The organism is Labilithrix sp. (assembly GCA_019637155.1).
Classification (GTDB): Bacteria; Myxococcota_A; Polyangia; order Polyangiales; family Polyangiaceae; genus Labilithrix.
This window is the reverse complement of the sequence record JAHBWE010000001.1, coordinates 81,247-105,878: the sequence shown is the minus strand read 5'-3', so window position 1 is coordinate 105,878 and position 24,632 is coordinate 81,247. Positions and strand designations below refer to the sequence as shown.

26 protein-coding genes are annotated in these 24,632 nt (G+C 69.6%); 22 read left to right on the top strand and 4 right to left on the bottom strand.

The annotated features are described in order from the left end of the window. Positions 1–37 precede the first annotated feature (37 nt). Both KF837_00495 and KF837_00490 read right to left on the bottom strand, forming a co-directional pair. Complete coding sequence (locus tag KF837_00495) at positions 38–1,156, bottom strand: ABC transporter permease (protein MBX3225751.1); 1,119 nt, start codon at positions 1,154–1,156, stop codon at positions 38–40. After that, the gene (locus KF837_00490) at positions 1,153–2,685 is read right to left on the bottom strand and encodes an ABC transporter permease (GenBank protein MBX3225750.1); all 1,533 of its coding nucleotides are present in this window, start codon (positions 2,683–2,685) and stop codon (positions 1,153–1,155) included. The genes KF837_00495 and KF837_00490 overlap by 4 nt, the downstream gene beginning before the upstream one ends. Positions 2,686–2,743: 58 nt before the next feature. Here KF837_00490 and KF837_00485 point away from each other — a divergent pair, with 58 nt between their 5' ends. Genes KF837_00485 through KF837_00475 form a run of 3 tightly spaced genes read left to right on the top strand, consistent with a single transcriptional unit; the run spans position 2,744 to position 5,144 of the window. Beyond that, positions 2,744–4,369, top strand: coding sequence for an ABC-F family ATP-binding cassette domain-containing protein (locus KF837_00485; GenBank protein ID MBX3225749.1), 1,626 nt, complete (start codon positions 2,744–2,746; stop codon positions 4,367–4,369). Then, the gene (locus tag KF837_00480; protein MBX3225748.1) at positions 4,366–4,935 is read left to right on the top strand and encodes a hypothetical protein; all 570 of its coding nucleotides are present in this window, start codon (positions 4,366–4,368) and stop codon (positions 4,933–4,935) included. The genes KF837_00485 and KF837_00480 overlap by 4 nt, the downstream gene beginning before the upstream one ends. A 2-nt stretch (positions 4,936–4,937) precedes the next feature. Next, positions 4,938–5,144, top strand: a complete 207-nt coding sequence (locus tag KF837_00475) for a hypothetical protein (GenBank protein MBX3225747.1) — start codon at positions 4,938–4,940, stop codon at positions 5,142–5,144. Positions 5,145–5,163: 19 nt separating this feature from the next. Here the strand turns inward: KF837_00475 and KF837_00470 are convergent, their stop codons facing one another. Continuing rightward, positions 5,164–6,645, bottom strand: coding sequence for a serine/threonine protein kinase (locus KF837_00470; protein MBX3225746.1), 1,482 nt, complete (start codon positions 6,643–6,645; stop codon positions 5,164–5,166). 35 nt (positions 6,646–6,680) lie between these two features. Between KF837_00470 and KF837_00465 the strand changes: the two genes are divergently transcribed. The 5 genes from KF837_00465 (at position 6,681) to KF837_00445 (ending at position 12,050) form a co-directional block, all read left to right on the top strand. Continuing rightward, positions 6,681–8,462, top strand: coding sequence for a phospho-sugar mutase (locus tag KF837_00465; GenBank protein MBX3225745.1), 1,782 nt, complete (start codon positions 6,681–6,683; stop codon positions 8,460–8,462). A gap of 462 nt (positions 8,463–8,924) precedes the next feature. Beyond that, on the top strand, positions 8,925–9,479 hold the full coding sequence (locus tag KF837_00460) for a hypothetical protein (GenBank protein ID MBX3225744.1): 555 nt from the start codon (positions 8,925–8,927) through the stop codon (positions 9,477–9,479). A gap of 27 nt (positions 9,480–9,506) precedes the next feature. Further along, complete coding sequence (locus KF837_00455) at positions 9,507–10,466, top strand: hypothetical protein (protein ID MBX3225743.1); 960 nt, start codon at positions 9,507–9,509, stop codon at positions 10,464–10,466. A gap of 55 nt (positions 10,467–10,521) precedes the next feature. Beyond that, the gene (locus tag KF837_00450) at positions 10,522–11,094 is read left to right on the top strand and encodes an RNA polymerase sigma factor (protein MBX3225742.1); all 573 of its coding nucleotides are present in this window, start codon (positions 10,522–10,524) and stop codon (positions 11,092–11,094) included. Next, positions 11,091–12,050, top strand: a complete 960-nt coding sequence (locus KF837_00445; protein ID MBX3225741.1) for a zf-HC2 domain-containing protein — start codon at positions 11,091–11,093, stop codon at positions 12,048–12,050. The genes KF837_00450 and KF837_00445 overlap by 4 nt, the downstream gene beginning before the upstream one ends. A 46-nt stretch (positions 12,051–12,096) precedes the next feature. On the opposite strand, the gene KF837_00440 is transcribed toward KF837_00445, so the two are convergent. Beyond that, positions 12,097–12,765 carry a hypothetical protein gene (locus tag KF837_00440; protein ID MBX3225740.1) on the bottom strand — a complete coding sequence of 223 codons (669 nt, stop codon included), beginning with the start codon at positions 12,763–12,765 and terminating at the stop codon, positions 12,097–12,099. A gap of 355 nt (positions 12,766–13,120) precedes the next feature. Between KF837_00440 and KF837_00435 the strand changes: the two genes are divergently transcribed. The 14 genes from KF837_00435 to KF837_00370 all read left to right on the top strand — a co-directional run bounded on the left by KF837_00435 (position 13,121) and on the right by KF837_00370 (position 24,624). Continuing rightward, positions 13,121–13,270, top strand: coding sequence for a hypothetical protein (locus KF837_00435; GenBank protein MBX3225739.1), 150 nt, complete (start codon positions 13,121–13,123; stop codon positions 13,268–13,270). A 63-nt stretch (positions 13,271–13,333) separates the two neighbouring features. Continuing rightward, complete coding sequence (locus KF837_00430) at positions 13,334–13,483, top strand: hypothetical protein (protein ID MBX3225738.1); 150 nt, start codon at positions 13,334–13,336, stop codon at positions 13,481–13,483. Between the two features lie 59 nt (positions 13,484–13,542). After that, the gene (locus KF837_00425; protein ID MBX3225737.1) at positions 13,543–14,091 is read left to right on the top strand and encodes a prepilin peptidase; all 549 of its coding nucleotides are present in this window, start codon (positions 13,543–13,545) and stop codon (positions 14,089–14,091) included. Positions 14,092–14,099: 8 nt separating this feature from the next. Beyond that, positions 14,100–14,261, top strand: coding sequence for a hypothetical protein (locus tag KF837_00420; GenBank protein MBX3225736.1), 162 nt, complete (start codon positions 14,100–14,102; stop codon positions 14,259–14,261). 11 nt (positions 14,262–14,272) lie between these two features. Then, complete coding sequence (locus KF837_00415; protein ID MBX3225735.1) at positions 14,273–14,746, top strand: pilus assembly protein; 474 nt, start codon at positions 14,273–14,275, stop codon at positions 14,744–14,746. A 139-nt stretch (positions 14,747–14,885) separates the two neighbouring features. Continuing rightward, positions 14,886–16,337: a hypothetical protein gene (locus tag KF837_00410; GenBank protein ID MBX3225734.1), complete on the top strand. Its 1,452-nt coding sequence runs from the start codon at positions 14,886–14,888 to the stop codon at positions 16,335–16,337. Beyond that, the gene (locus tag KF837_00405) at positions 16,337–16,867 is read left to right on the top strand and encodes a hypothetical protein (protein MBX3225733.1); all 531 of its coding nucleotides are present in this window, start codon (positions 16,337–16,339) and stop codon (positions 16,865–16,867) included. Before KF837_00410 ends, KF837_00405 begins: the two co-directional genes overlap by 1 nt. Positions 16,868–16,883: 16 nt before the next feature. Next, positions 16,884–17,867, top strand: coding sequence for a hypothetical protein (locus KF837_00400; protein ID MBX3225732.1), 984 nt, complete (start codon positions 16,884–16,886; stop codon positions 17,865–17,867). A 118-nt stretch (positions 17,868–17,985) separates the two neighbouring features. After that, positions 17,986–18,783 carry a Flp pilus assembly protein CpaB gene (gene cpaB / locus KF837_00395; GenBank protein ID MBX3225731.1) on the top strand — a complete coding sequence of 266 codons (798 nt, stop codon included), beginning with the start codon at positions 17,986–17,988 and terminating at the stop codon, positions 18,781–18,783. After that, entirely contained in the window at positions 18,780–20,099 is a 1,320-nt protein-coding gene (locus KF837_00390) for a pilus assembly protein N-terminal domain-containing protein (protein ID MBX3225730.1), read from the top strand. The genes cpaB and KF837_00390 overlap by 4 nt, the downstream gene beginning before the upstream one ends. A gap of 27 nt (positions 20,100–20,126) precedes the next feature. Further along, a complete protein-coding gene (gene tadA / locus KF837_00385) occupies positions 20,127–21,932 on the top strand; it encodes a Flp pilus assembly complex ATPase component TadA (protein MBX3225729.1) in 1,806 nt (601 codons plus the stop codon). Then, entirely contained in the window at positions 21,929–22,804 is an 876-nt protein-coding gene (locus KF837_00380) for a type II secretion system F family protein (GenBank protein MBX3225728.1), read from the top strand. Before tadA ends, KF837_00380 begins: the two co-directional genes overlap by 4 nt. Beyond that, complete coding sequence (locus KF837_00375; GenBank protein ID MBX3225727.1) at positions 22,804–23,739, top strand: type II secretion system F family protein; 936 nt, start codon at positions 22,804–22,806, stop codon at positions 23,737–23,739. The genes KF837_00380 and KF837_00375 overlap by 1 nt, the downstream gene beginning before the upstream one ends. Then, complete coding sequence (locus tag KF837_00370) at positions 23,740–24,624, top strand: hypothetical protein (protein MBX3225726.1); 885 nt, start codon at positions 23,740–23,742, stop codon at positions 24,622–24,624. The last annotated feature ends 8 nt before the right edge of the window (positions 24,625–24,632 follow it).

Genomic DNA, 24,632 nt, shown 5'->3' with positions numbered 1-24,632 from the left:
GGAGAGGTAACGCAGATGCCGAGCGACGCCAAGCGGGTTAGCGGCGGGGGTCGAGGAGGTCGCGGAGCGCCTCGCCCATCACGTTGTACGCGATGATGGTGACGACCAGGAGGAAGCCCGGGAACGCGAGGAGCCACCACGCCCCCGGCGCGTCGCGGAACTGGCTCATCGTCTCGCCCCAGGACGCCGCGCCGGGCGGCGTGCCGACGCGGAGGAAGTCGAGCGACGCCTCGGTGAGGACCACGCCGCTGACCCCCATCGCCGCGACGACGACGAGGGAGGCGCGCACGTTCGGGAGGATGTGGCGCCGCAGCACGCGGAGCGGGGTCGCGCCGAGCGCGCGCGCCGCCACGACGTAGTCGCGCGTCGTCGCGAGCAGCACCTCCCCGCGGACGAGGCGCGCGATCTCGGGCCACCGCGTGAGCGCGATCGCGAGGAAGAGCGTGAAGAGCGTGGCGCGCGGGACCGCGGCCTGGATGCCGAGGACGAGCACGAGCGGCGGGAACGCCGACACCGACTCGACGATGCGGCTCACGAGCGCGTCGAACGCCCCGCCGAAGAGGCCCGCGATCGCGCCGAAGAGGACGCCGAGCAGGAGCGAGGCCGCCACCGCGGCGAGCGCGAACACGAGGTAGCCCCGCGCCCCGTGGACGATGCGCGCGAACACGTCGTTGCCGTCGCGATCGGTGCCGAGCGGGTGCCCCTCGAGCGCGCCCGGTCGCGCGAGCGAGGTCGCGACCTCGCCCGGGCGGAGGCGCGGGCCGTGGAAGACGAGCGGGCGGAGCATGAAGCTCGCGCGCGCGTCGAGCTCCGCGCGCGAGAGCGGCGTGAGCGCGGCCGGCTGCGTGACGTTCGGGAAGGTGTAGAACGCGCCGTCGACGCGGCACATGATCGGCAGGTTGCTCGCGAAGAGGTCCGCGAACACCGCGACGAAGAGGAGCATCATCGAGAGGAGGAGGCCCGCCTTGCCGAGCCGCTCCGTCGTCTTCGCGTAGTTCGTCCAGTCGACGCCCGCGAGCGGCGGCGCGGCGGTCTTCGGCGCCGCGGGGGCGGGGCGCGGCGTCTCGACCGCCGGCGGCATGGAGGGACGCGAGAGCCGCGCGAGGAGGAGCGGCGTGCTCTCTCGATCGTCGGGGAGGTCCTCGGGCGAGCTCACGCGACGCGCCTCCGCCGGCCCTGCGACTCGCGCACGCGCGGATCGAGGAGGCCGTAGGCGATGTCGCTGCCGACGATGCACGCGGTCGTGACGACGGCGCACAGGAGCGTGACCGCGACGATCCACGCCGCGTCGTGCGACTCGATCGCGCGCAGCGTCTCCCAGCCGAGGCCGTGGACGTCGAAGACCTCCTCGACGACGAACGCGCCGCCGATCAGCGCGGGGAGCTGCACGCCCGCGATCGTCACGGTGGGCACGAGCGCGTTCCGCAGCGCGTGCACGATCGCGACGCGGAGCGTGCGCGCCCCCTTCGCGCGCGCGGTGCGGACGTAGTCCTGGCCGAGCGCCTCGAGCATCGACGCGCGCTGCTGCTGCCCCATCACCGACAACGACACCGTCGCGAGCGCGAGGATCGGGAGCCAGATCCCGTTCCTGCTCCACATCGCGAGGACCTCGGCGACGAGGAAGGTGGGGACGGAGTAGACGAGCAGGAGCGCGGCGCCGGCGGTGAGGTCGATCGCGTGGCCGCGCCGCCACGCCGCCGCGACGCCGAGCGGGACGCCGAGCGCAGAGCTCACGAGGAGCGCGAGGAGCGCCATCCCGAGCGTGACCGGCGCGCGCGTGAGGAGCTTGTCGAAGACGGGGAGGCCGTCCCGCGTCGAGAGGCCGAGCTGGCCCGTCGCGGCGCCGAGGACCCACTTCGCGTAGCGCGTCTGCGCGACGCTCGCGGTCACCTTCTCTCCGCCCTTGAGGACGATGAAGTCGGTCTCGTGGACGTACCACCACGAGAGCCACTCGGAGACGACCTGCCGCACGCGCAGCGGGGGCGCGTTCGGCTCGATCACCTCGATGCCGGAGCGACCGGTGACGTGCGCGGCGATGCGGGTGAGGCGATGGAGGACGGCGGGATCGCTCGTCGCCCGCATCGCGCCGATGAGCTCCTGCAGCGCGAACGTGTCGACGAGGCGGATCTCGCGCTCGATGAGGTCGTTCTCGCGCGCGGCGAGGCGCTGGACCGAGCGGCGCACCGCGGGCTCGGTGAAGTCGACGGAGCGATCGGCCCAGAAGCGGATCCAGAAGAGCGCGGCGCGGTCCGGGTTCGTGAGCTCGGCGTCCTCCCCGATCCCCATCCGCCGCGCGATCGGCGCGAGGGCGATCGCGAGGCGGCCGCGCGCGACGGGGGGGAGCGCGTCGAGGCGGGGGAGGAGGTGCGGGAGCGCGGCGCCGCCGATCCGCTCGAGGCGCTGCGCGCAGAACCGGGCGTCGGCGTCGTCCGCGCCGACGTGCGTGATGCAGTCGTCGACCGTGACGCGCACGTCGCGCGGCGCGACGTTCACGAGGCGGGGGAGATCGAGGAAGTGCGCGCGGCGGGCCTCGTCGCGGCGCACGCGACCGGCGACGTCCTCGGGCGCGACGACCTGGATCGCCTCCGGATCGGGGAGGAGCGTCGTGAGGAGGAAGACGACGAGGCTCACGCCGAAGAGCGTAGGGATCGTCCAGATCGCGCGGCGGAGCGCGAACGCCAGCATGCTCGCCGGAGGATATCGTGCGCGTCGGCGCGCATGCTATGTCCCGTCGTCAATCGACGTGATTTCGCTCAGCAACATCTCGAAGCAGTACGGCGGTCAGATCCTCTTCCTCGAGTCGAGCTTCTTCCTCGGGGACGGGGAGAAGGTCGGGCTCGTGGGTCCCAACGGCGCGGGGAAGAGCACCATCTTCCGCCTCATCACGGGGGAGGAGCAGCCGGACGACGGCGTCGTCGATCGCCCGAAGCGCACGACGGTGGGCTACTTCCGGCAGGACGTCGGCGACCTCAAGGGCCGCTCCGTCCTCGCGGAGACGCTCTCCGGCGCGGGCGAAGCGGGCAAGCTCGGCGAGGAGATGAAGGAGCTCGAGGCGCTCCTGAACGATCCCGAGCACCCGAAGTTCAACGAGGCGGTCGAGCGGTTCGGCGACGTGCAGACGCGCTTCCAGGAGCTCGGCGGCTACGACCTCGAGGCGCGCGCGCACGCGATCCTGGCGGGCCTCGGCTTCGCGCAGGAGCAGGTCGAGGACGACGTCGGCAAGCTGTCGGGCGGCTGGAAGATGCGCGTCGCGCTCGCGCAGATCCTCCTCGCGAAGCCGGACGCGCTCCTCCTCGACGAGCCGACCAACTACCTCGACATCGAGTCCATCCTCTGGCTCGAGCAGTTCCTCCGCGACTACAAGGGCTCGGTCCTCATGACCTGCCACGATCGCGACGTGATGAACCGCGTCGTGAAGAAGATCGTGGAGCTCGACGCAGGCAGCATCAACAGCTACTCCGGCGACTACGAGTTCTACGAGCAGCAGCGCGCGATCGCGCAGGCGCAGCAGCAGGCGCAGTTCGAGCGGCAGCAGGCGATGCTCGCGAAGGAGGAGGCGTTCATCGCGCGCTTCAAGGCCCGCGCGTCGCACGCGGCGCAGGTGCAGTCACGCGTGAAGAAGCTCGAGAAGATCGAGAAGGTGCAGCCGCCGAAGAAGATCATCGAGAAGACCTTCGACTTCAAGAAGGCGCCCCGCAGCGGCGACGACGTGATCAAGGTCGACGGCGTGACGAAGGGCTTCGGCGCCCGCGTCGTCCACAAGGACCTCTCGCTCCTGGTCCGCCGCACCGAGCGCTGGGCGGTGATGGGCGAGAACGGCTCCGGCAAGACGACCCTCCTCAAGATGATGGCGGGCGAGTCCCAGCCCGACGCCGGCAAGGTCACGATCGGCGCGTCGGTGACGATGGGCTACTTCGCGCAGCACCAGATGGAGCAGCTCAGCGCGGACCGCACCGTGATCGAGGAGCTCGTCGCGCACTCGCCGACGACGAACCTCGGCACGCTCCGCACCCTCGCCGGCGCGTTCGGCTTCCACGGCGACGACCACGACAAGCCGATCCGCATCCTCTCCGGCGGTGAGCGCGCCCGCCTCGCGCTCGCGAAGATCCTCTTCGACGCCCCGAACCTCCTCGTCCTCGACGAGCCGACCAACCACCTCGACATCGTGACGAAGCGCGCCCTCGTCAAGGCGCTCTCGGAGTACGAAGGCACGATCGTCTTCGTCAGCCACGACCGCGCCTTCCTCCGCGCGATCGCGACCCGCATCCTCGAGCTCACCCCCAAGGGCCCCCACGTCTACGGCGGCCCCTACGACGAGTACGTCGCCACCACCGGCCGCGAAGCCCCCGGCATGCGCCAGCTCGCGTGAAGTACGACCGTACGGTCATCGCCTACCATGGGTGCGACGCCTCGATCGCCGAGCGCATCCTCGCGGGCGCGCAGTTCAAGAAGAGCCAGAACAACTACGACTGGCTCGGCGAGGGCATCTACTTCTGGGAGTACGGTGCCGATCGCGCGCTCCGCTTCGCCGAGGAGCAGGTGGCACGGGGAAAGATCGAAAAGGCCGCGCTCGTCGGCGCACTCATTCAGCTCGGGAACTGTTTCGATCTCATGGACACCAAGTTCACGGACGAGCTGCCGGTTGCGTACGCCATGCTGGAGAAGCTCCACGCCGCCGCGGGGACCAAGCTGCCGGCGAACCGTGGGAACACGCCTGACAAGAAGCTCCGACGACTCGATTGCGCCGTGCTGAACCTCTACCTGCGGCACCTCGAAGAGAACGAGGACATCGTCTACGACACGGTCCGCTGCGGCTTCGTCGAAGGAGCGCCAGCATTCAAAGGCAGTGGGATCATGCATCAGAGTCACGTTCAACTCGCCGTTCGGACCCCCGCTTGCGTCGTGGGCGTGTTCAGGCCCACAATGAACGGGTGAGCATGAAGTCGAAGCGCCTCGATCCGAACGCGCCTGGTCTCGACGAGATGACCCGGCGCCGCCGTCGTGCACTCGCGGCGATGCAGAAGATGACGACCGAAGAGCTCTTCGGTCTCGCCGTTCGCGCCGGCATCTACACACGAAGCGGGAAGCTCGCGAAGCCGTACCGCGCGAGCAGCGAACCGAGCGCGTCGCGCCCGGCTGACTAGCCGCTACGCGACTGCGGAGCTAGCGGCTCGCGTCGACCGTCTCCATCCGCGTGATGCTCGGTCGCAGCTCGCGCCAGCTCGCCTTCGCGGCGCGTGGGTCCCACTTGCCGGCGCACGCGCACGACGCGAGGGCCTCGCCGAGCTCCTTCGCCGAGGCGAAGCGCTCGCTCCGCGTCTTCGCGAGGCACTTGAGGATCACCGCCTCGAGGTCCTTCGGCACCTCCTCGCCGAGGCGCACGCTCGGCGGCTCCGGCATCTTCTCGACGTGCGCGAGGACCGAGTCGTGGAAGCTCGAGCCGCGGAACACCGGGCTGCCCGTCACCATCCAGTAGAGCACCGCGCCCATCGAGTACACGTCGCTCGCGGGCGAGGGCACCTCCCCCTTGATGATCTCCGGCGGCATGAACGCCGGCGTCCCGCGCATCGCGTCGGTCGTGGAGTGCCCCGGCGCGGTGAGGAGGCGCGCGAGGCCGAAGTCGAGGACCTTCGCGTAGTCGTACTCGGCGCCGACCTTCGTGACGAAGAGGTTCGCCGGCTTGAGGTCGCAGTGGACGATCCCCGCCGCGTGCGCCTCCGCGAGCGAGTCGCAGATCTGACGCGCGAGGTACACCACGCGCGGCGCCGGCAGCGGCCCGAGCCGATCGACGAGCACCTCGAGGTCGAGCCCGTCGAGCAGCTCCATCGCGATGTAGAACACGCCGTCGTCGCTCGCGCCGAAGTCGAAGACGCGGATCGTGTGCGGGTGCTGGAGCCCCGACGCCGCCTCCGCCTCGCGCTTGAAGCGACGGAGCGCGGCCGGATCGCGGAGCGTCGACTCCTTCAGGATCTTCAGCGCGACGCGGCGGTTCAGCGGCATCTGCCGCGCGAGCCACACCTCCCCCATCCCGCCCGCGCCGATCCGCGCGACGAGGCGGTACGTGCCGAGGCGCCGCGCCTGATGCACCTGCTCGCGCGCCGCCCAGAGCAGCTGGCTCGCCCCCGCCGCGACGCCGCCGCCGAGCACGAGGAAGACCGAGGTCTGGACGAAGGTCCAGAGCGTGAGCGGGTCCTCGAGCTGCGCCTGGATCCCGGGGGCGAAGCGCGCCGCGACGAGCACCGTCACCGGGAACATGAGCGCGCACCCGACGCTCGCGGGGAGCGTCCGCTGCCACGGGCTCGGGAGGACGCCGCGCGTCACCGCGCAGAGCGCGACGCCGAGCGCGAGCGGGCTCGTCGCCCCGCCGCACGGCAGCGCCGCGAGCGAGACGAGGAGCCCGCCCATCGGCGGGGTGCCGCTCTCGAAGAACGTGACGACCCAGCCCGGCAGCTTCTCCGAGCCGGAGAGCAGGTACATCGCGAGGCCCATGCCCGTGCCGGCGAGGCGCAGCGCGACGAGGTACGCGATCGACGCGTCGTGCGCGCGCGCGGCGATGACGTCGGTGACGACGAACGCGGTCCACGCGAAGACCGACATCAAGATGAAGCGGCGGAACGAGAGGCGCCGCTCGTCGACCGTCAGCACGCGCCGAGCGTACCGAAGTGTGCTAGCCCCGGGGCATGGATCTCGACGCCGTTCTCGCTCGCGCCCGCGCCTGGGCCGACGCCGATCCCGATCCCGCCGCGCGCGCGGAGATCGAGGCCCTCCTCACGTCCGCCGATCCCGGCAAGACCGACCTCGCCGACCGCTTCGCGGCGGAGCTGGAGTTCGGGACCGCGGGCCTCCGCGGCGTCCTCGGCGCCGGCCCCAACCGCATGAACCGCGCGGTGGTCCTCCGCACGACGTGGGGTCTCGCGCGCCACGTCGTAGAGACCTTCGGCGACGACGGCAAGAAGGCCGGCGTCGTCATCGGCTACGACGGCCGCCGCATGTCGCGCGAGCTCGCGGAGGACACGGCGTGCGCCCTCGCCGCCGCCGGCGTGAAGGCGCACCTCTTCGCCGACCTCGTCCCGACGCCGCTCCTCGCCTACGCGGTCACGAAGCTCGGCTGCGCCGCCGGCGTGATGATCACGGCGAGCCACAACCCGCCCGAGTACAACGGCTACAAGGCCTACTGGAACAACGGCGCGCAGATCGTCCCGCCGATCGACGTCGCCATCGCGGCGCAGATCGCGAAGGCGCCGCCGGCGAAGGACGTCCCGCGCACGACCTTCGACGAGGGCAAGAGCTCCGGCCGCATCGCGATGGTGAGCGACGACGTCGAGCGCGACTACCTCGCGGCGGTGAAGAAGCTCGGCGTGCGCCCCGGCGAAGGCGATCGCGCGCTCTCGATCGTCTACACGCCGATGCACGGCGTCGGCGACAAGCTCACGCGCCTCGCCTTCGACGACGCCGGCTTCACGAACGTCGTCTCGGTCCCGGAGCAGCAGCAGCCCGACGGCGCGTTCCCGACGGTGGCGTTCCCGAACCCCGAAGAAAAAGGCGCGATGGACCTCGCCTTCGCGCTCGCCCGCGCGCGCAAGGCCGACCTCGTCCTCGCGAACGATCCCGACGCCGACCGCCTCGCCGTCGCGTTGCCCGACGGCAAGGACGGCTTCGTGCAGCTCACCGGCAACCAGGTCGGCGTGCTCCTCGGCCACTACCTCCTCACCGGCGGCCTCGCGAGCACGGACCACGCGCTCACGCCCGCCGGCGGCGGCGCCCCGCTCGTCATCGCGTCGATCGTGAGCTCGCCGATGCTCGGCGTCATCGCGGAGGCGCTCGGCGCGAAGTACGACGAGGTCCTCACCGGCTTCAAGTGGATCGCGAACCGCGCGATGGAGCGAAAGGCGAAGAACGGCGACACGTTCGTGTTCGGCTTCGAAGAGGCCCTCGGCTACACCGTCGGCGAGCTCGTCCGCGACAAGGACGGCGTCAGCGCGGCGGTGATCTTCGGCGAGCTCACGGCCGTCCTCCGCCAGCGCGGCACGACCGTCCTCGCGCACCTCGAGGGGCTCTATCGCCGCTACGGCCTCTTCGTGAGCTCGCAGGTCAACGTCACGCGCAAGGGCGCCGAGGGCCTCAAGGAGCTCCGCGCGATCATGCAGAAGCTCCGCGACGCCCCGCCGATGAAGATCGGCGACCACGACGTCGTGAGCGTCCGCGACTTCTTCCACCAGACGACGACCGCCGCCGACGGCACGAAGACCCCGCTCGATCTCCCCAAGAGCGACGTCCTCGCCTGGCAGCTCGCCTCCGGAAGCCGCGTCATCGCCCGCCCAAGCGGCACCGAGCCCAAAGCCAAATTCTACTTCGACGTCCGCGAGCCCATCCAGGGCAACGAGCCCCTCCCCACCGCCGAACACCGCGCCGCCGCCACGATGAAGTCCCTCTCCGACGCCTTCGTCGCCCTCGCCCTCTGACGCGCCCCCCGCCCGCCTCGCGGCGCGGCCCCCTCCCCGCCCTCAGCGCGGACGCCCTCGCCCGCTACCAGCGCGAACGCCCTCCCCCACCAGCACGACTTGCGCGGACGGCGCCCTCGCTCGCCCAGCGCTGCCCCGTCGCAAATACGACGAAAAACATATTTTTGACGTTGCACGGGCGTCTTCTCCACCGGGAAGCGTTTCGCGTGCGGCGTTGCGGGCGTCTTCTCACCGGGAAGGCTTGGCCGCTGCGCCGTGTCTCTCCCGGTCCTCGCCGCGTGGCCCCCACCCCCAGCGCTGCACCTGTCCCTGCGCCGCGCGTGCACGAGCTCGAAGAGCGCTCATGCTCGCCGGGCGCTTCGTGAACGCGGAGGTCCGGCGCCGCGGCGGTTATTTTTGAAGGCTTCTCGTGGCTCCGGCCAAGTAGGGGAGCGCGGCGCGACCGCCGCGTGAAAGGAAGCCATGATGCGTGGAAAGAGCCTCTTGTTTGGAGGCGCGCTCCTTCTTTGTCTTGCGGCGTGCTCCGACGATGACGGTCCCGACGTCCTGACCTCGACCGTGGAAGGAACGGTCGAGCTCGCGAGCTTCACCGCGGGCGCCCCGACCGGCGTCGACGCGATCGACGAAGCCGGCGTGCGGACGAACGCGCCGCTCGCGCCCGACGGAGCGTTCAAGCTGACGCTGCAGAAGAACCACACCTACGAGCTCGTCGTGCTCTTCCCCGGCGGCGAGCTGCCGATCGTGCACCCGCGCGGACCGGCCCGCATCGTGAAGACCTTCCACCTCGACGACGGCAACGTCGTCCTCGCGCTCGGCGTGGTGCGCCGCCTCGAGCGCGCCCCCGACGGCGGCTTCACCACCGCGATCGCGACCCCCACGTGCGCCCCCGGCGTCGCCGCCGATCCCGACGACGACGACGACGATCGCGGTCCCGCGGAGAAGGACGCCGATCCGGCTCAGCCGTTCGCGCTGCCGGACGCCGCGGCCCCGGCGATCGTCGGCGGCTGCGACGACTGAGCCGCCGAGGCGATCTAAGGTCTTTGCATGTGGCCGAGCCTCGCATGGATGCTCGCCATCACGATCTGCGCGGAGCCCGACGTGACGATGGAAGGACAGCCCGGAGACAAGTGGCGCGACGCCGTCGCGGTGGTCTGCGCCGACCTCGGCGCGCTGAAGGACCGCGACCCGACCGCGACGGTGCGCCTCGTGGCCGCGGGCGACGACCTCGTCGTGGAGGTCACGCTCGCGGACGGACGCACCGCGCTTCGCCGCGTCCGCGAGCCCCTCGCGCTGCGCCGCGTCCTCGAGGCGCTCCTCTCGCTGCCACCGACACCGACGCCGACGCCGACGCCAACGCAACCGGCGCCGGCTGACCTTGCAAAGCCACCTCCCGAGGTGCACGAAAATGAGAGCGGGAGCACGGCTCCCGTCCTTAGCGGTGACCGGCAGCCACCTCCCCCGCCCGTCGCCGAGAGACCCACGCCGCCGCCCGTCGCGAGGACGACCCCAACCGCGGAGCTCTCCGTCAGCACCGCGGGTCGCGCGGGCGGCGGCGCATGGTCCGTCGCGCCCACCGCCGAGGCGAGCCTCCTCTTCGGTCACTGGCAGCTCGGCCTCTCTGCGCGCTGGGACGTCGTCCAGCACATGAACGCACGGAGGGCGGAGGACTTCGAGATGGAGAGCCTCGCGGTCGGCCTCGCCGTCGCGCGGCGGATCGACCTCGGTCGCGTCGACCTCGACGTCGGCTTCTCGCCGCGCCTCGTCGTGGAGACGCAGAGCCACGAGATCGACGACGACGACGAGACCGAGTCCGCGACCGACGTACGCGCCGCCGCGTTCGGCCGCTTCTCGTTCGGCCGCGGCGCCCTCCGCCCCTTCCTCGCCGTCGACGCCGAGCTCTCCCCCGCCCGCGTCCGCCGCAAGATCCACCTCGCCCCCGAGCTCCCGCCCCTCCCCCCATGGAGCGCCGGCCTCGCGCTAGGCCTCACATGGTCGTCACCGTGAAGACGCCCCATCTCCCCGCTCGCAGCGCCGCGCTCGCGCTCACCTGGTGGTCGCCGTGAAGACGCTGAAGACGCCGGTGAGCCTCCGGGTCGTGCGGTCTGCGACCGAGATCTCGGACGGCGAGGCCTTCGCGCGTGTCGCGGCGGGGGAGCGTTCGGCGCTCGGCGTCGTCTTCGATCGTCACTCGCGGCCGCTGCTCCAGTTCGCCATGCGCGTCGCGGGACGCGCCGACGCGGAGGACGTGGTGCAGACGACCTTCGAGCGCGCGACGTCGCTCGCGGCGAGCTTCGATCGCGAGGCGACGAGCGCGCGGCCGTGGCTCTTCGCGATCGCGTCGCGCGTCGTGCTCGAGCGCCGGCGCGCGTTCGCCCGCTTCGCCGCCGCGCTCGCGCGCCTCGGATCGAGCGCGCCGCCGCCGTCGCAGCTCGACACCGCGCGCCTCGACGTCCTCGACGGGCTCGAGCGGCTCGCGCCGGCGAAGCGCGTTACGCTCGTCCTCGCCGAGATCGAGGGCTACCGCTGCGAGGAGATCGCGCGGATGCTCGACGTCCCGGTCGGGACGGTGTGGACACGCTTGCATCATGCACGCACCGAGATGCGCGCGTTCCTCGCGGAGGGGAAACCATGAGCTGCGCGCGGAAGCAGAGCGTCGAGGCGCTGCGCGACGGCCGCCTCCCCGCCGACGAGCAGCGCGAGCTCGAGCGCCACCTCCTCTCCTGCCCCGACTGCGCGGCGGAGGACCGCGCGCTCGACGTGCTGCAGGACCGCCTCCGCGCCGCGAAGCCGGAGCTCCCCGACGAGCTCGCGCTCCGCCGCCTGCGCCGCCGCGTGCTCGAGGACCCCGCGCCGGCACCTTCACGACGTTCGCGGCCGCGCCTCGTCCTCGCGGCCGCGCCTTCGCGACCGCGCTTCGTCCTCGCGTCCGCGGCGGCCGCGGCTGCTGCGGCCGTGGCGGTCGCGGCCCTGCTCGCGATGCGCTTCGCGCCATCGTCGTCGTCGTCGTCGTCGTCGCCGCCGGCGTCGCCGCCCGTCGAGCCCGTCGAGCCCGTCGCCACGCACGTCGAGGCGACGGACGAGGGCGGCGCGCGCTGGTCGGCGTTCGACGAAGGACCGCTCCGCCGGATCGATCTGCTCGAAGGCTCGCTCGCGCTCCGCGTGGATCGCCCGCCCGGCGGACGGCGCGTCGTCGTGCGCGTCCCCGACGGCGAGATCGAAGACGTCGGCACCGAGTTCCACGTGCAGGTCTCGGGCGGACGCACCACCGCGGTGCGGGTCGATCGAGGAAGCGTCGTGCTCCACCTCGACGGCATGCCCGCCCACACCCTCGGAGCGGGAGAGACCTGGAAGCGCCCGCCGCCGCCCCCGCCGCCCCCGCCGATCGCATCGTCGCCCGCGCCCGCGCCGTCGGCCGCCGCGCGGCCCGCGTCGAGCGACGACGGCGAAGAGGATCGCGCCTACGTCGAGATCGTGCGCCTGCTGCGCGAGGACCGAACCGCCGAGGCGCGCGCCGCCGCCCGCGCGTACATGCAGCGCTTCCCGAACGGCTTCCGCCGCGCCGAGGTCGAGCGCGTGATCGGTCGCTGAAGCTCACTGACGCGACGGCGGCCCCGCGACGCCGAAGCGAGGACGCTCAGAAGTCGGCGCCGCCGCGGGCGCCGAGGGCGCGGGGGACGAAGACCTTGGCCTTGGGCGGCGGGGCCTTCTTCTCGACCTCGAACTTCTGGTCGAGGAGGAAGACCTCGTCGTGGCTCGGGACCACGAACGTCCGCGACGGGTTGATCGGCTTGATGTCGTGGCGCTCGATCGTGTTGAGGACGACGCTGAAGTTCGTGCCGGGAGGCACCTCGAGCGCGAAGCTCGCCGCGCCGCCGACGTCGGTGCGCGTCACCGCCTTGTCGAGGTACATGACCGGCAGGTTCGGGCCGTTCTCCGCGCGCACCGCGACGACCACGCGCCGCATCGCGGGCGGGCACTGCTGCAGGTACTCCGGGATCTTCGTCTTGTCCGCGATGCGCGTGAGCTTCACGCTCACCGGCTTCGGCGGCATCTGGTAGCCCTCGGGGCACGTCACCGTCACGTCGGTGAACTCCCCCTCGACGCCTGCGATCTTGAGGTTCACCCGCCCCTCGGCGTTGGTGGTCCCGAGCAGCTTGTTCGCGCGCGAGATCGACGCCCCCGCCATCGGCTTGCCCGGATCGCTCTCCACCCGAATGGAGATCTGGAACGGCTCCGCGGGCGGCGGCTCCGTGCAGCCGGCGCCGACGAAGGCCAGGAGCGCGACGAGGGAGAAACGACTCATCTCCTCTCAGGGATAGCAAGGCCCTGACCATAGACGCGAGCGGGAGAGGCGCCGTGTCGCGCACGCAGCCGCTCGTCCCCGAGAGCCCTGTTGCCCACATTGCGCAATTTTGCGCGATCACCCTTGGATCCGGCGGCGTCCATGTTCTGCGACTGCATGCGATCCAGGAGACGCTGTAGGTGTTGCTCGCCTTGCAACATCGAACGCTGAGAAAACCCGGAGATACGTTGCTGCGCGAGCAACCGGCAATTTCAGGCTGCCATGGCACGGGACGAGCAGAGACGTTGTTCACGAAGCAACGAGCCGCGGCCCGGCGGTTCTAGACCTCCTGCGAGAAGAAGAAAGAGAGCCCTCCATGAACAAGATGATCAAGAAGGTCCGCGGCGCGTCGATGGTCGAGTACGCCCTCCTCCTCGTCGCCATCCTTCTCCTCGCCGCCGGCGCGTTCAAGGCGCTCGGTCCCAAGGTCGGCGCCGCAGCGAAGAACTCGGGCGGTCAGCTCTAATCGTCGCGTCGTCGCTACCCCCGAGCTCCAACCGAACCCCGCATCCCGAAGAGAGAGAATCACATGAACAAGATGATCAAGAAGGTCCGTGGCGCGTCGATGGTCGAGTACGCCCTCCTCCTCGTCGCCATCCTTCTCCTCGCCGCGGGTGCGTTCAAGGCGCTCGGCCCCAAGGTCGGCGCCGCAGCGAAGAACTCGGGCGGTCAGCTCTGATCGTCGCTTCCGGGCCTTTCGTCCGGGTGTCGCGTAGCATCGCGACACCCGGCTGAACGATGGGAGAACCGTACGAGCACGTCGTCTTCGTCGTCGCGATCGCGGTCGCCTTGGTCGCCGCCGTGCACGACTGGCAGAAGGGCGAGATCCCGAACTGGGTGACCCTCCCCTTCATCGTCGCCGCGCCCGTCCTCCACATCGTCCGTTACAAGCTCGCAAAAGAACCGATGGAGGCGGCCTTGTTCGAAGGCGCCTACTCCCTTGGCGGGGCCGCTCTCGCAGCGGTGGTCCCGCTTCTCTTGTTTCGGCAGTCCGCGATCGGCGGCGGCGACGTGAAGTTGTTCATCGCCCTCGGCGCGCTGCTCCAGCCTCGGTTCGGCGTCGAGGCTCAGATGTACGGGTTCTTCGCCGGAGCGATCCTTGCACCAGCTCGTCTCGCCTACGAAGGCAAGTTGATCAAGGCCATCAAGAACTCGCTCGCGATCCTCTCGAACTTCTTTCTTCCGAAGCCACGTCAACGCACGGTCGACGCGTCCGCGCTCACCTGGTTTCGCTTGGGCCCCGCCGTCTTTCTCGGAGTGGTCCTGACCGCGTACCTCCACTGGTAGGAGATCCCATGAAGCGAAGAAAGGGACAGCGTGGTGCGGTGCTCGTCGAGTACGCCCTGCTCCTCACGGCCTTCGCCATTCCCACGATGATGGGGATCGTCGCCGGCGGCGTCGTCATGATGAAGGAGTATCAGGACGCGCGTAACTACATGATGCGTCCGTTTCCGTGAGGGGAAGAACGATGTTCAAGCGGCTCATGCGAAACACGAAGGGCGCCGTCATGGCGGAGTTCGTAATCGCCATTGTCCCCGTGATGACGACGTTCTTCTCGTTCGTCCAGCTCTCGCGCATCGCCACCGCGCGCCTCGTCGTGAAGCACAGCGCCATCGTCGGCGCGCGCGCGGCGGCGGTCATGTCGAACGCGAACGACAACACGCCCGATCAGCCGGGCGGCAACCAGCAGGGCGAGGTCTCGAACGCGGTGAAGACGGCGATGGGCCCGTGGTTCACGAAGGCGGGCGGCTTCACGGTCGTGAACGTGAGCGTGACCGACTCGTCGTCGCGCAGCGACCCGTACGGCTGGGTCGAGGTGAAGGTGAACACGCTCTACGCGTGCAACGTGCCGATGGGCTTCATCGCCTGCGGCGGCAACACGAAGCGCCTCGAAGAGACCTTCCGCATGCCCCACCAGGGCGCCATCTACAAGCAGAAGTGAGGAGACGATGGATACCATGACCCTCGCCCTCTCTCTCGCATCGCTCCCCTCGCGCGGCCGCGACGGGGTCCCCAGAAGCGGCCGCGAAAGCGGGCGCGAAGCGCCCCGAGCGCTCCGCGCGAGGGGCGAAGCCCCGACGTTGAAAGAGCTCAAGGACGACAACCGCGGCGCGATCATGATGACAGGGCTCTTCATGTCCTGCTTCCTCGTCGGCTCGCTGTGGTTCGTCATCGGCATCGGCGACGCGATCGTCTTTCGCGATCGCATGCAGGAGGCGGCCGACCACGGCGCGTTCTCCTCCGCCGCGCTCCACGCGAAGGGGCTGAACTTCATCTCGCTCTGCAACCTGATCCTCCTCGTCGCGGTGACGATTCACATCATCCTCGGGATGCTGCACGACATCGCGCTCGCGGTCTGCATCATCACCCTCGGCTTCGGCTGCGGATTCTGGGGGACGATGAAGCGGATCTGGGACGGCTACTTCAAAGTCCTGAAGCCGGCCGCGCAGGCCATCGCCTTCGCCGAGAAGGCGGCCGCGATCGGGTATCCGGCGATGGGCGCGATTGACGGTTATCAAACCGGCACGAGCTACAGCTACAAAGAGACCAGCGTCACCGTATTGCCGCTCAGTCCATCGCTCATCCCAGGCGGCGGCAAATCGGGTTTGCCCGTCACGCCGCAGCCGATGAACTACCTCTGCGTGAAGCTGACGAGCATGCTCGATCAGCTGTTCCAGAAGGCGCTCGGCCGCGCGCCGAAGATCGTCGGCGGCGTCGTGAGCAAGGTCATGGGCTGGATCGGCAAGGCGCTCCAGTTCCGTTACTGCAACCCGATGAACGGGACGATGGGCGAGCTCGGCAACGCCGCCCTCCAGGAAGCGAACAACGAAGGCAACAAGACGATCGACAAGGTCAACGAGGACATCCGCAAGCAGAACGAGAATCGGCCGGAGGGCACGGCGGCGAAGGACGAGCTCAACCCGGTGAAGCCGAGCGGCGGCGGCGGCGGCGGCATCGACCCCGGCTTCGACGCCTTCTGGGGCAAAGACGGGCCGATGACGATCTTCTCGAAGGGCGCGAACGGCAGCGCCTGGTTCTCGGTCTACGCGATCAACGTCGCGCCCTCGATGAACGACACCTCCGAGAGCAAGGTCGGCCTCGCGCAGGGCACCTCCAACACGCAGGCGAAGGTCCAGAAGTACACCAAGACGAACCGCGCGCTCGGCTACTTCGCGCAGTCCGAGTTCTACTTCGACTGCGACTCGAACTGGGCCTCCGCCGCGTGCAACGAGGCCGACAACGCGACGTTCGCGATCAAGTGGCGCGCGCGCCTCAAGAAGTTCTCGATCGGCTCGACCGGCGACAACATCCTCAACATCGGCCTCACCGCGCTCAACAACCTCGGCAAGATCGATCAGATCAAGGGCGTCCTCGGGAACCTCGACAACCGCGGCCAGCAGATCATCAACGGCGTCACCGGCCAGGGCGATCTCCAGCGCGCGTTCGACGCGTTCAAGCAGGACAGCATCGACAGCGACATCGGCGACGTCCAGAAGGCGTTCGGCCTCAACCCCGGCGGGATGTACCACTGATGAAGACGCGCAACCGCAAGCGCTCCCGCGGCGCGGCCATGATCGAAGGCGTCATCGTCGTCTCGACGATGCTCGTCTTCATGGGGTTCATCAACTACTCGCGCCAGTCGTACGGCATGAAGCTGGACCTCCAGCAGCAGACCCGCTCGAACACGCTCTTCTTCGCGTCGCACGGCTGCGAGGGCGGCGGCGCTTCGAAGGGGGCCGGCGGCACCGTCCCGGGCGACAACCCCGCCGCGGGCGCGGCCGGCAAGTCGGGGCAGGACGGCGCGGCGGCCGCGTCGCGCAGCTACAACACCGCGAGCGCGAGCGCGCAGAAGACGGCGAGCTTCCAGGCGACCTGGGACGTCAACGCGAACGGCGGCGACAGCTCGATCAACCTCCAGAAGCAGACCGGCAGCCGCCAGATCAACGCGGCGTCGAAGGTGACCTGCAACGAGAAGCAGTACAAGAACCAGTGGACGGCGTGGGCGGAGTTCGGGATGGACTTCGCGATGAACCTCGGCGGCGCGAGCTCGCTGTTCAACTAGGAGCGAAGCGACCCTCATGAGCCTCTTCATCTGGCGAACGAAGCGAATGAAGCACGTGCGCGGGCTCTTCCGCGCGGCGGGGTACCTGTCCGTGACGGCGCTCGCGTTCAGCGCGTACTCGATCAAGGTCGCGCGCGCGGAGATGCAACAGGGCTCGATTCAGATGGGGCGCGAGATGCTCCAGATGATGCAGACGACCTCGCACCACGCGACGACGCCGATGGTCCTCAACGGCCAGAAGATGTTCGTCGGCAGCTCGGTGAGCGACGACGATCCGCACACCATCCTCGATCGCTACGAGGCCTCCTGCAAAGCCGACCCGGGCCAGCCCGCGGCGGGCTGGAAGGACCTCGCGAAGGGCAAGGACGGCGAGCTCGCGAAGGCGGGCAAGGAGGCGGAGATCGGCGCGACGGGCCTCTTCCGCGCGGGCTCCGAGCGGGAGGGCACCGTCCTCTGCTTCGTGCGCGGCGAGAACACGAAGGCGACGGCGCAGGAGGCGTTCGACAGCTTCATGCAGACCGGCGAGCTCGGCGCGCTCGGCCGCGTCCGCTACGTGTACGCGAAGAAGTCGAAGGAGAACCGCACCCTCGTCCTCACCGCGTGGACCGACTCGAAGTTCAACCTCGCGGAGATGCTCCCCGGCGAAGGCAAGGACGCGCCGGGCGAGGACTTCCCCGAGATCCCGCGCGTGCCGAACGGCTTCCGCGCCCTCTCCGCGCGCGCGGAGGGCCTGCCCTACGGGATGAACGTCTACAAGACGACCGACGCGCCCGCGGCGACGCTCAAGTTCTACGACAAGCAGATGACCGACGCGGGCTGGCGCGCGTTCGACCCCGAGCTCGACGAGGGCCACGACGGGACGCAGGGCGCGCGCAGCTACCTCAAGGACGGCATGGTCCTCACCGTCGGCGCCCGCGTCCAGCCCGAAGGCAACTTCGTCGCGCTCGGCCTCGCCGGCGTCGCCGCCGATCAGAACGGCGCGCCCGTCGTCTCGCGCTGACCGCGGAAAAGCCGCGCTCACCTCGACCGCGTTGCATGGCTGACAACGCGGGCGGTGAGCGCTTGGGTTTGCGAAATGCCACGCGAAAACGCGCGCGGTTCTGTACCATCCGATCGGGATGAACCGTCGCGCTCTCTTCATCGCGGTCCTCGTCGGCATGCTCGGGGCCTTCTTGCTCGTGCTGTATCAGCGTCGCTTCGAGCTCGAGGCGTCGGGCGGCGAGAAGGTGAAGCTCCTCATCGCCGTGAAGAAGATCGATCGCGGCAAGCCGATCACCGACGACATGATCTCGGTCCGCGAGATCCCCCTCGCCTACGTCGACGAGCGCGCGATCCGCGAGACCGAGAAGAACAAGATCCTCGGCCTCAAGACCGGGAACACGGTGAAGGAGCAGCAGCTGCTCCTGTGGGCCGACCTCACCGCCGCGGACGAGAAGCGCGACCTCTCGTCCCTCGTCCTCCCCGGCTACCGCGCGGTGTCGATCAAGGCCGCGCGCGACGACACGAGCATCGCGCTCATCAAGCCGGGCGACTACGTCGACGTCATCGCGGTGCTCGGGCCCGGCCAGCAAGCGGCGGTCGCGGAGGCGAAGAACGCGGTCGTCCTCCTCCAGCGCGTGCTCGTGCTCGCGACCGGGAGCGACACCTCGCCGGAGGCGGCGAAGGACACGAAGGAGGCGAACCCGTACCTCCAGGAGAACCTCCTCACCTTGAGCCTCACGCTCAACGAGGCGCAGGTCCTCGCCCTCGCCGCCGAGCGCGGGCGCCTCGCCGTCGCCGTGCGCCACCCCGACGACCAGGCGCGCACGAGCGGCATCGTCGACCTCAACTTCAACCAGATCCTCGACGAGAAGGAGCGCGCCAAGATCCGCAACGTGCGGACCGGCCCGCGCGACCTCACGGCTCCCGGACAATGACCAGGCTCACACGCGTCCTCGCGCTCGCCGCAGCTCTCGCCGCGGGCGGCGTCGTCCTCGCCGCGCCGGAGGCAGCGTGGGCGCAGAAGAACAAGGGAGAGCACGAAGACATCGCGCTCGCGATCGGCGAGACGCGCACGCTCCCCGCCACCGGCGTCCGCGAATACTCCGAAGGCGTGAAGGGCATCGTCGACGTCGTCCCGACGCCGGACGGCAAGACCTTCATCCTCACCGGCCGCCGCGAAGGCACCACCACGCTCCTCCTCATCGGCGCGGGCGGACAGCAGACCGTCTACGAGGTCAACGTCGCCAAGCGCAACGTCGGCGTCGTCGAGCGCGAGGTCCAGGAGCTGATCAAGGACATCAACGGCCCGCGCACGCGGCGCATCGGCGCGAAGGTCTTCATCGACGGCGCGGTCGCGACGCCGGCGGAGAAGGCGCGCGTCGATCAGATCGCGAGCCTCTACGGCGAGCAGGTGCAGTCGATCGTCACCGTCGGCCGCTTCGAGGAGCGGAAGCTCCTCGTCCGCCTCGACTTCTTCTTCGTCCAGTACGAGAGGAACTCGACCTACAACGTCGGCCTCGGCTGGCCGGCGACGATCGGCGGCCAGATCCCGGGCGGTCAGGAGCAGGTCTTCCAGAACCAGTACACGTTCGACCTGATCTCGCGCACGACGACGTCGGCGCAGGCGTCGATCGTGAACCAGCCGATGCCGCGCCTCGACATCCTGCAGACGCACGGCTGGGTGAAGATCGCGAAGCAGTCGAGCGTCATCACCGCCAACGGCAACGAGGCGACGTTCCAGAGCGGCGGTGAGCAGAACTTCATCATCTCCGGCGTCGGCGCGGCGCAGATCGTCCCGGTGAAGTTCGGCACGAACGTCACCGTGCTCCCGCGCTACGACTCCAACACGCGCGACGTCGAGATGAAGCTCTCCGCCGACGTCGCCGACCTCACGCCGCCGCTCGTCGCGAACGGCCCGCCGGGCCGCACGACGACGCGCCTCGAGACGCAGGTCGTCCTGAAGCTCGGTCAGGCGCTCATCCTCTCCGGCATCAAGACGGCGAACCAGCGCCACAACGTGGCGGGCCTCCCCGGCCTCTCCGAGATCCCCGTCCTCGGCCTCCTCTTCGGCACCCACTCGAACGCGAAGGACGAGACCGAAGGCGCGGTCTTCATCGTCCCCTCCGTCGTCGACACCGTGCCGAAGAGCGCGCTCGAGCTCATCAACAACGCCATGACCACGTACAAGGAGTACTCCGGCGAGATCGAGTACGTGGAGGCCTACCCGAAGACGCCCCCCAACGCGAAGTAGGCGCGCGAAGTAACCATGCATCTGCAAGTGGTCGTTCAATCAGACGCAGGCCAGCAGCGGACGGAGCTCTACCCCGCCAGCGGCCCGCTCACGATCGGACGCCACCCGCAGTGCTCGCTCCGCCTCGACAGCGACCTCGTCTCGCGCCAGCACGCCGTCGTCAGCGCGGGCCACGGCGCGCTGCGGGTGGAGGACGTCTCGACCAACGGCACGATCGCGGGCGACCTCTTGCTCCGCCGCGACATCGTCGACGTGCCGTACGGGACGCCGATCGTCGTCGGCGACTTCACCGTCTTCGTCTACGCCGTCGACGAGCAGGGCAACCCGATCGGCCCGCCCGCGCATCAGCCCTCGACCGAGACGCGCCAGCGCTACACGCAGGCCGGCCCCTCCGGCTCCGCCTCCGTCGCGGTGACGAACGGGCGCGCGCGCGCCCACGCGCCGACGACGGCGGGGGTGCCGATCCCGAACATGTCGGGGATGAACCCCGTCATCGCGCACGTCGGCGGGCAGCCCGGGCCGCGCGGCGTGCACCTCCCCTCGCGCGGCGAGGACGAGCGGAGGCAGAGCGAGGTCTCGCTCCGGCGCGAGATCCACAAGCAGCTCCTCGAGCACCTCGACCTCGCCACGATCGACGCGAAGAAGCTCGACGACCCGTCGATGCGCCCGAAGGTGCTCAACGCGCTCCGCCGCATCGTCGCCAACCTCGACGCGCGGATCCCGCCGGAGATGGACCGCGACGCGCTGATCGGCGAGCTCGCCGACGAGGCGCTCGGCCTCGGCCCGCTCGAGCGCTTCCTCTCCGACGGGACCATCACCGAGATCATGGTCGTCGATCCGAACACGATCTACATCGAGCAGAACGGCAAGATCACGCTCTCGCAGCAGCGGTTCACCGACGACGAGCGCGTGCGCGCCGTCATCGAGCGCATCGTCACGCCGCTCGGCCGCCGCATCGACGAGTCGTCGCCGCTCGTCGACGCGCGCCTCAAGGACGGCAGCCGCGTGAACGCCGTCATCCGCCCGATCGCGCTCCGCGGCTCGTGCATCACGATCCGTAAGTTCTCGAAGGTCCCGCTCACGCTCGAGAAGCTCGTCTCCTACGGCTCGATCACCGACCGCATGGGCCGCTTCCTCACCCGCTGCGTGCACGCGAAGAAGAACATCGTCATCTCCGGCGGCACCGGCTCCGGAAAGACGACGCTCCTCAACGTCCTTTCCGGCGCGATCCCGGAGGACGAGCGCATCGTCACGATCGAGGACGCGGCGGAGCTCCAGCTGAAGCAGCCGCACGTGGTGTCGCTCGAGACGCGCCCCGCCAACCTCGAGGGCCGCGGCGAGTACACGATCCGCGACCTCGTGAAGAACGCGCTCCGTATGCGCCCCGACCGCATCGTCGTCGGCGAGTGCCGCGGCGGCGAGGCGCTCGACATGCTCCAGGCGATGAACACCGGCCACGACGGCTCGCTCACGACGACGCACGCGAACTCGCCGGTCGAGGCGATCAGCCGCCTCGAGACGCTCGTCCTCATGGCCGGCGTCGACCTCCCGCTCCGCGCGATCCGCGATCAGATCTCGAACGCGGTCCACGTCATCGTGCAGCAGAGCCGCCTCTCCGACGGCACGCGCAAGGTCACCGCCATCAGCGAGGTGACGGGCATCGACTCGGACACGAGCGAGATCGAGCTCCGTCCCATCTTCGAGTTCATTCGCACCGGCACCGGCCCGAAGGGCGAGGTGCAGGGCGAATACCGTGCGACCGGTTATCTCCCGAGCTTCCTCCAGACCTTCATCGTCATGGGGCTCGTGAAGAAGGGGCAGCCGTACCTATGAGCGCCGATCAGCTCTCCGCCCAGACCATCCAGCTCAAGTGGGCCAGCCTCGGCGTGACGTCGTTCGCGCTGTTCGTCGGCACGTGGCTCGCCGCCGCCGACCAGTCGGGGCCCGTCTACCGCTACTCCGCGCGCTACACCGCGTCGCTCGAGCAGAAGCTCCGGCCGATGTTCATCTTCACGCCGGGGCGGCTCATCGCCTACGGCCAGTGCCTCGCCGCGTTCTTGCTCGTCACCGGGCACGTCCTCTTCACGATCGAGTTCTGGTGGGTCGGCCTCTTCTTCATCGCGATCGGCCCGACCGCGTACATCGAGTACATGCGGCGCGAGCGCGTGCTCAAGCTCGAGGAGCAGCTCGACAACTTCATCCTCGCGCTCGCGAACGCGCTCAAGACGACGCCGAGCATCGGCGCCGCGTTCAACTCCGTCGCCGCCGTCATCTCGAACCCGATGCAGCAGGAGGTCGACCTCGCGATCAAGGAGATGAAGGTCGGCTCCACCCTCGACCAGGCCCTCCTCCACATGGCCGCGCGCGTCGGCTCGCGCCAGCTCGACTCCGCGCTCTCGGCGATCCTGATCGGCCGCCAGGTCGGCGGCAACCTGCCCAAGGTGCTCGAGACCACCGCCGGAACGCTCCGCGAGATGCGGCGCCTCGAGGGCGTCGTCCGCACGAAGACCGCCGAAGGCAAGATGCAGCTCTGGGTCATCGCGATGATGCCCTTCGCGCTCCTGCTCGGCTTGAACTACCTCTGGCCCGGCTACTTCGCGCCCCTCACCGCCGGCTTCATCGGGTACCTCATCTGCATCATCTGCACGGCCTTCTGGGTCGCGAGCATCGTCCTCGCGCGCAAGGTCCTGAACGTGGATATCTGATGAACTTCACGCAGCTCTGGGAAACCAAGGACCTCTCCGTCCAGCTGCAGGGCATGCGCATCGGCGCGCTCGTCGCGATGGTGTGCGCGCTGATGCTGTTCTCGTACGGCGTCGCGAGCACGCCGACGCGCATCGCGTCGCGCCTCGGCCTCCGCGGCCTCAAGCGGCAGCGCGTGCTCCAGCAGAACGAGCTGTGGGCCGGCATCGAGCCGCTCATCCGCTGGCTCGGCGTGCGCGTGAGCGGGATCATGAGCGACTCACAGCGCGCGGAGCTCGATCGCCAGATCGGCCTCGCCGGCGACTACCTCGGCATCAGCGCCGACGAGTACCTCGCGATGACGCTGCTCTCCGGGTTCGCGGGCGGCATCGTCGGCGCGTTCGCCGGCTACGTCCTCGAGATGGGCGGCATCATCTTCATCGTCGGCATCATGCTCGGCGGCGCGATGCCGTACATGCAGATCAGCGGCGTCGCGCAGGAGCGGCTCAAGAACATCGGCCGCGGCCTCCCCTACGTCATCGACCTGATGGCGCTGTCGATGGGCGCCGGCCTCGACTTCCCCGGCGCCGTGCGCCAGGTCGTGGAGAAGAACTCGAACCCGAACGATCCCCTCGTCGAGGAGTTCACCCTCCTCCTCCAGAGCATGAACCTCGGCCGCACGCGAAAGGAGGGCCTCCTCGAGTTCGCGCGGCGCGCGCCGATCGAGACGGTCACCGAGTTCGTGAACTCCCTCGTCCAGGCCGAAGAGCGCGGCAACCCGGTCGCCGAGGTCCTCGCGATCCAGGCGACGGTGTCGCGTACCCGCCGCTCCGTGCGCGCCGAGGAGCTCGCGGCGAAGGCGGGCGTCCAGATGGTCGGACCCCTCATGCTCGTGTTCTTCTGCATCATGGGCTTGCTCATGGGCCCGGCATTGATGAACATCATGGCAGGCCTCTAAATGCGGACGCTTCGCTTCCAGACCCGGCTCCCGACCGGTCAGGTCGAACAGCTCAACATCGAGAGCGAGCGCGTCCTCATCGGCTCCGGCGCGCACTGCGAGATCCGCCTCCCCCAGGCCGAGGCGCGCGTCGAGCACGTCCTCATCGAGCTCGGGCCCGCCGGCGTGTTCGCGCGCGCGCTCAACTTCGAGCCGCCGCCGACGATCAACAACGTCCCGTTCACGCAGGCGCCGCTCCCGCCCGGCGCGATGCTCGGCATCACCGGCACGCAGATCTACATCGAGGTCCTCGAGGGCGCGAACCAGCCCGGCGCGCCGGGCGCGGAGGAGAAGAAGAAGAGCCCGGTCATGCTGATCGCGCTCCTCCTGATGCTCCCGGCCGGCGGCTACCTGTTCCTCGGCGGGGACGACGTCTCGGCGGAGAGGGAGGACAACCGCCCCCAGCCGCCCGAGCTCTGGGGGCCGCCGGTGAACCAGTGCGCGCGCGCGAAGGACCGGAACGAGGCTGTCGGCTACGCCCGCGAACGGATGGGCCTCGCCGACGCCAAGCGCGAGCGCCGGCCGTTCCACGTCCAGGACGGCATCGCCGCGGTCCCGCTCTACGAGGCGGCCGCCGCCTGCTTCCGGGCGGGGGCGGATCCGGCGTCGGGGCAGCTCGCCGAGGAGTCCGCGAAGTATCTGCGTCGGGAAATGACGGATGACTTCCGCATGCGGCGCGTCCGGCTCGACCATGCCCTTTCCATCGACGACTTCTCAAGTGCTCAGCGAGAGGTCCGAATTCTCCTACAATTCGTCGAGGGGAAGCAGGGCGAGTACGTCACATGGCTCTCGAATCTCGAACGCAAGTTGAAGCTCAAGATCGGCGAGCTCAAAGAGAACAAGTAGTAGGCGCG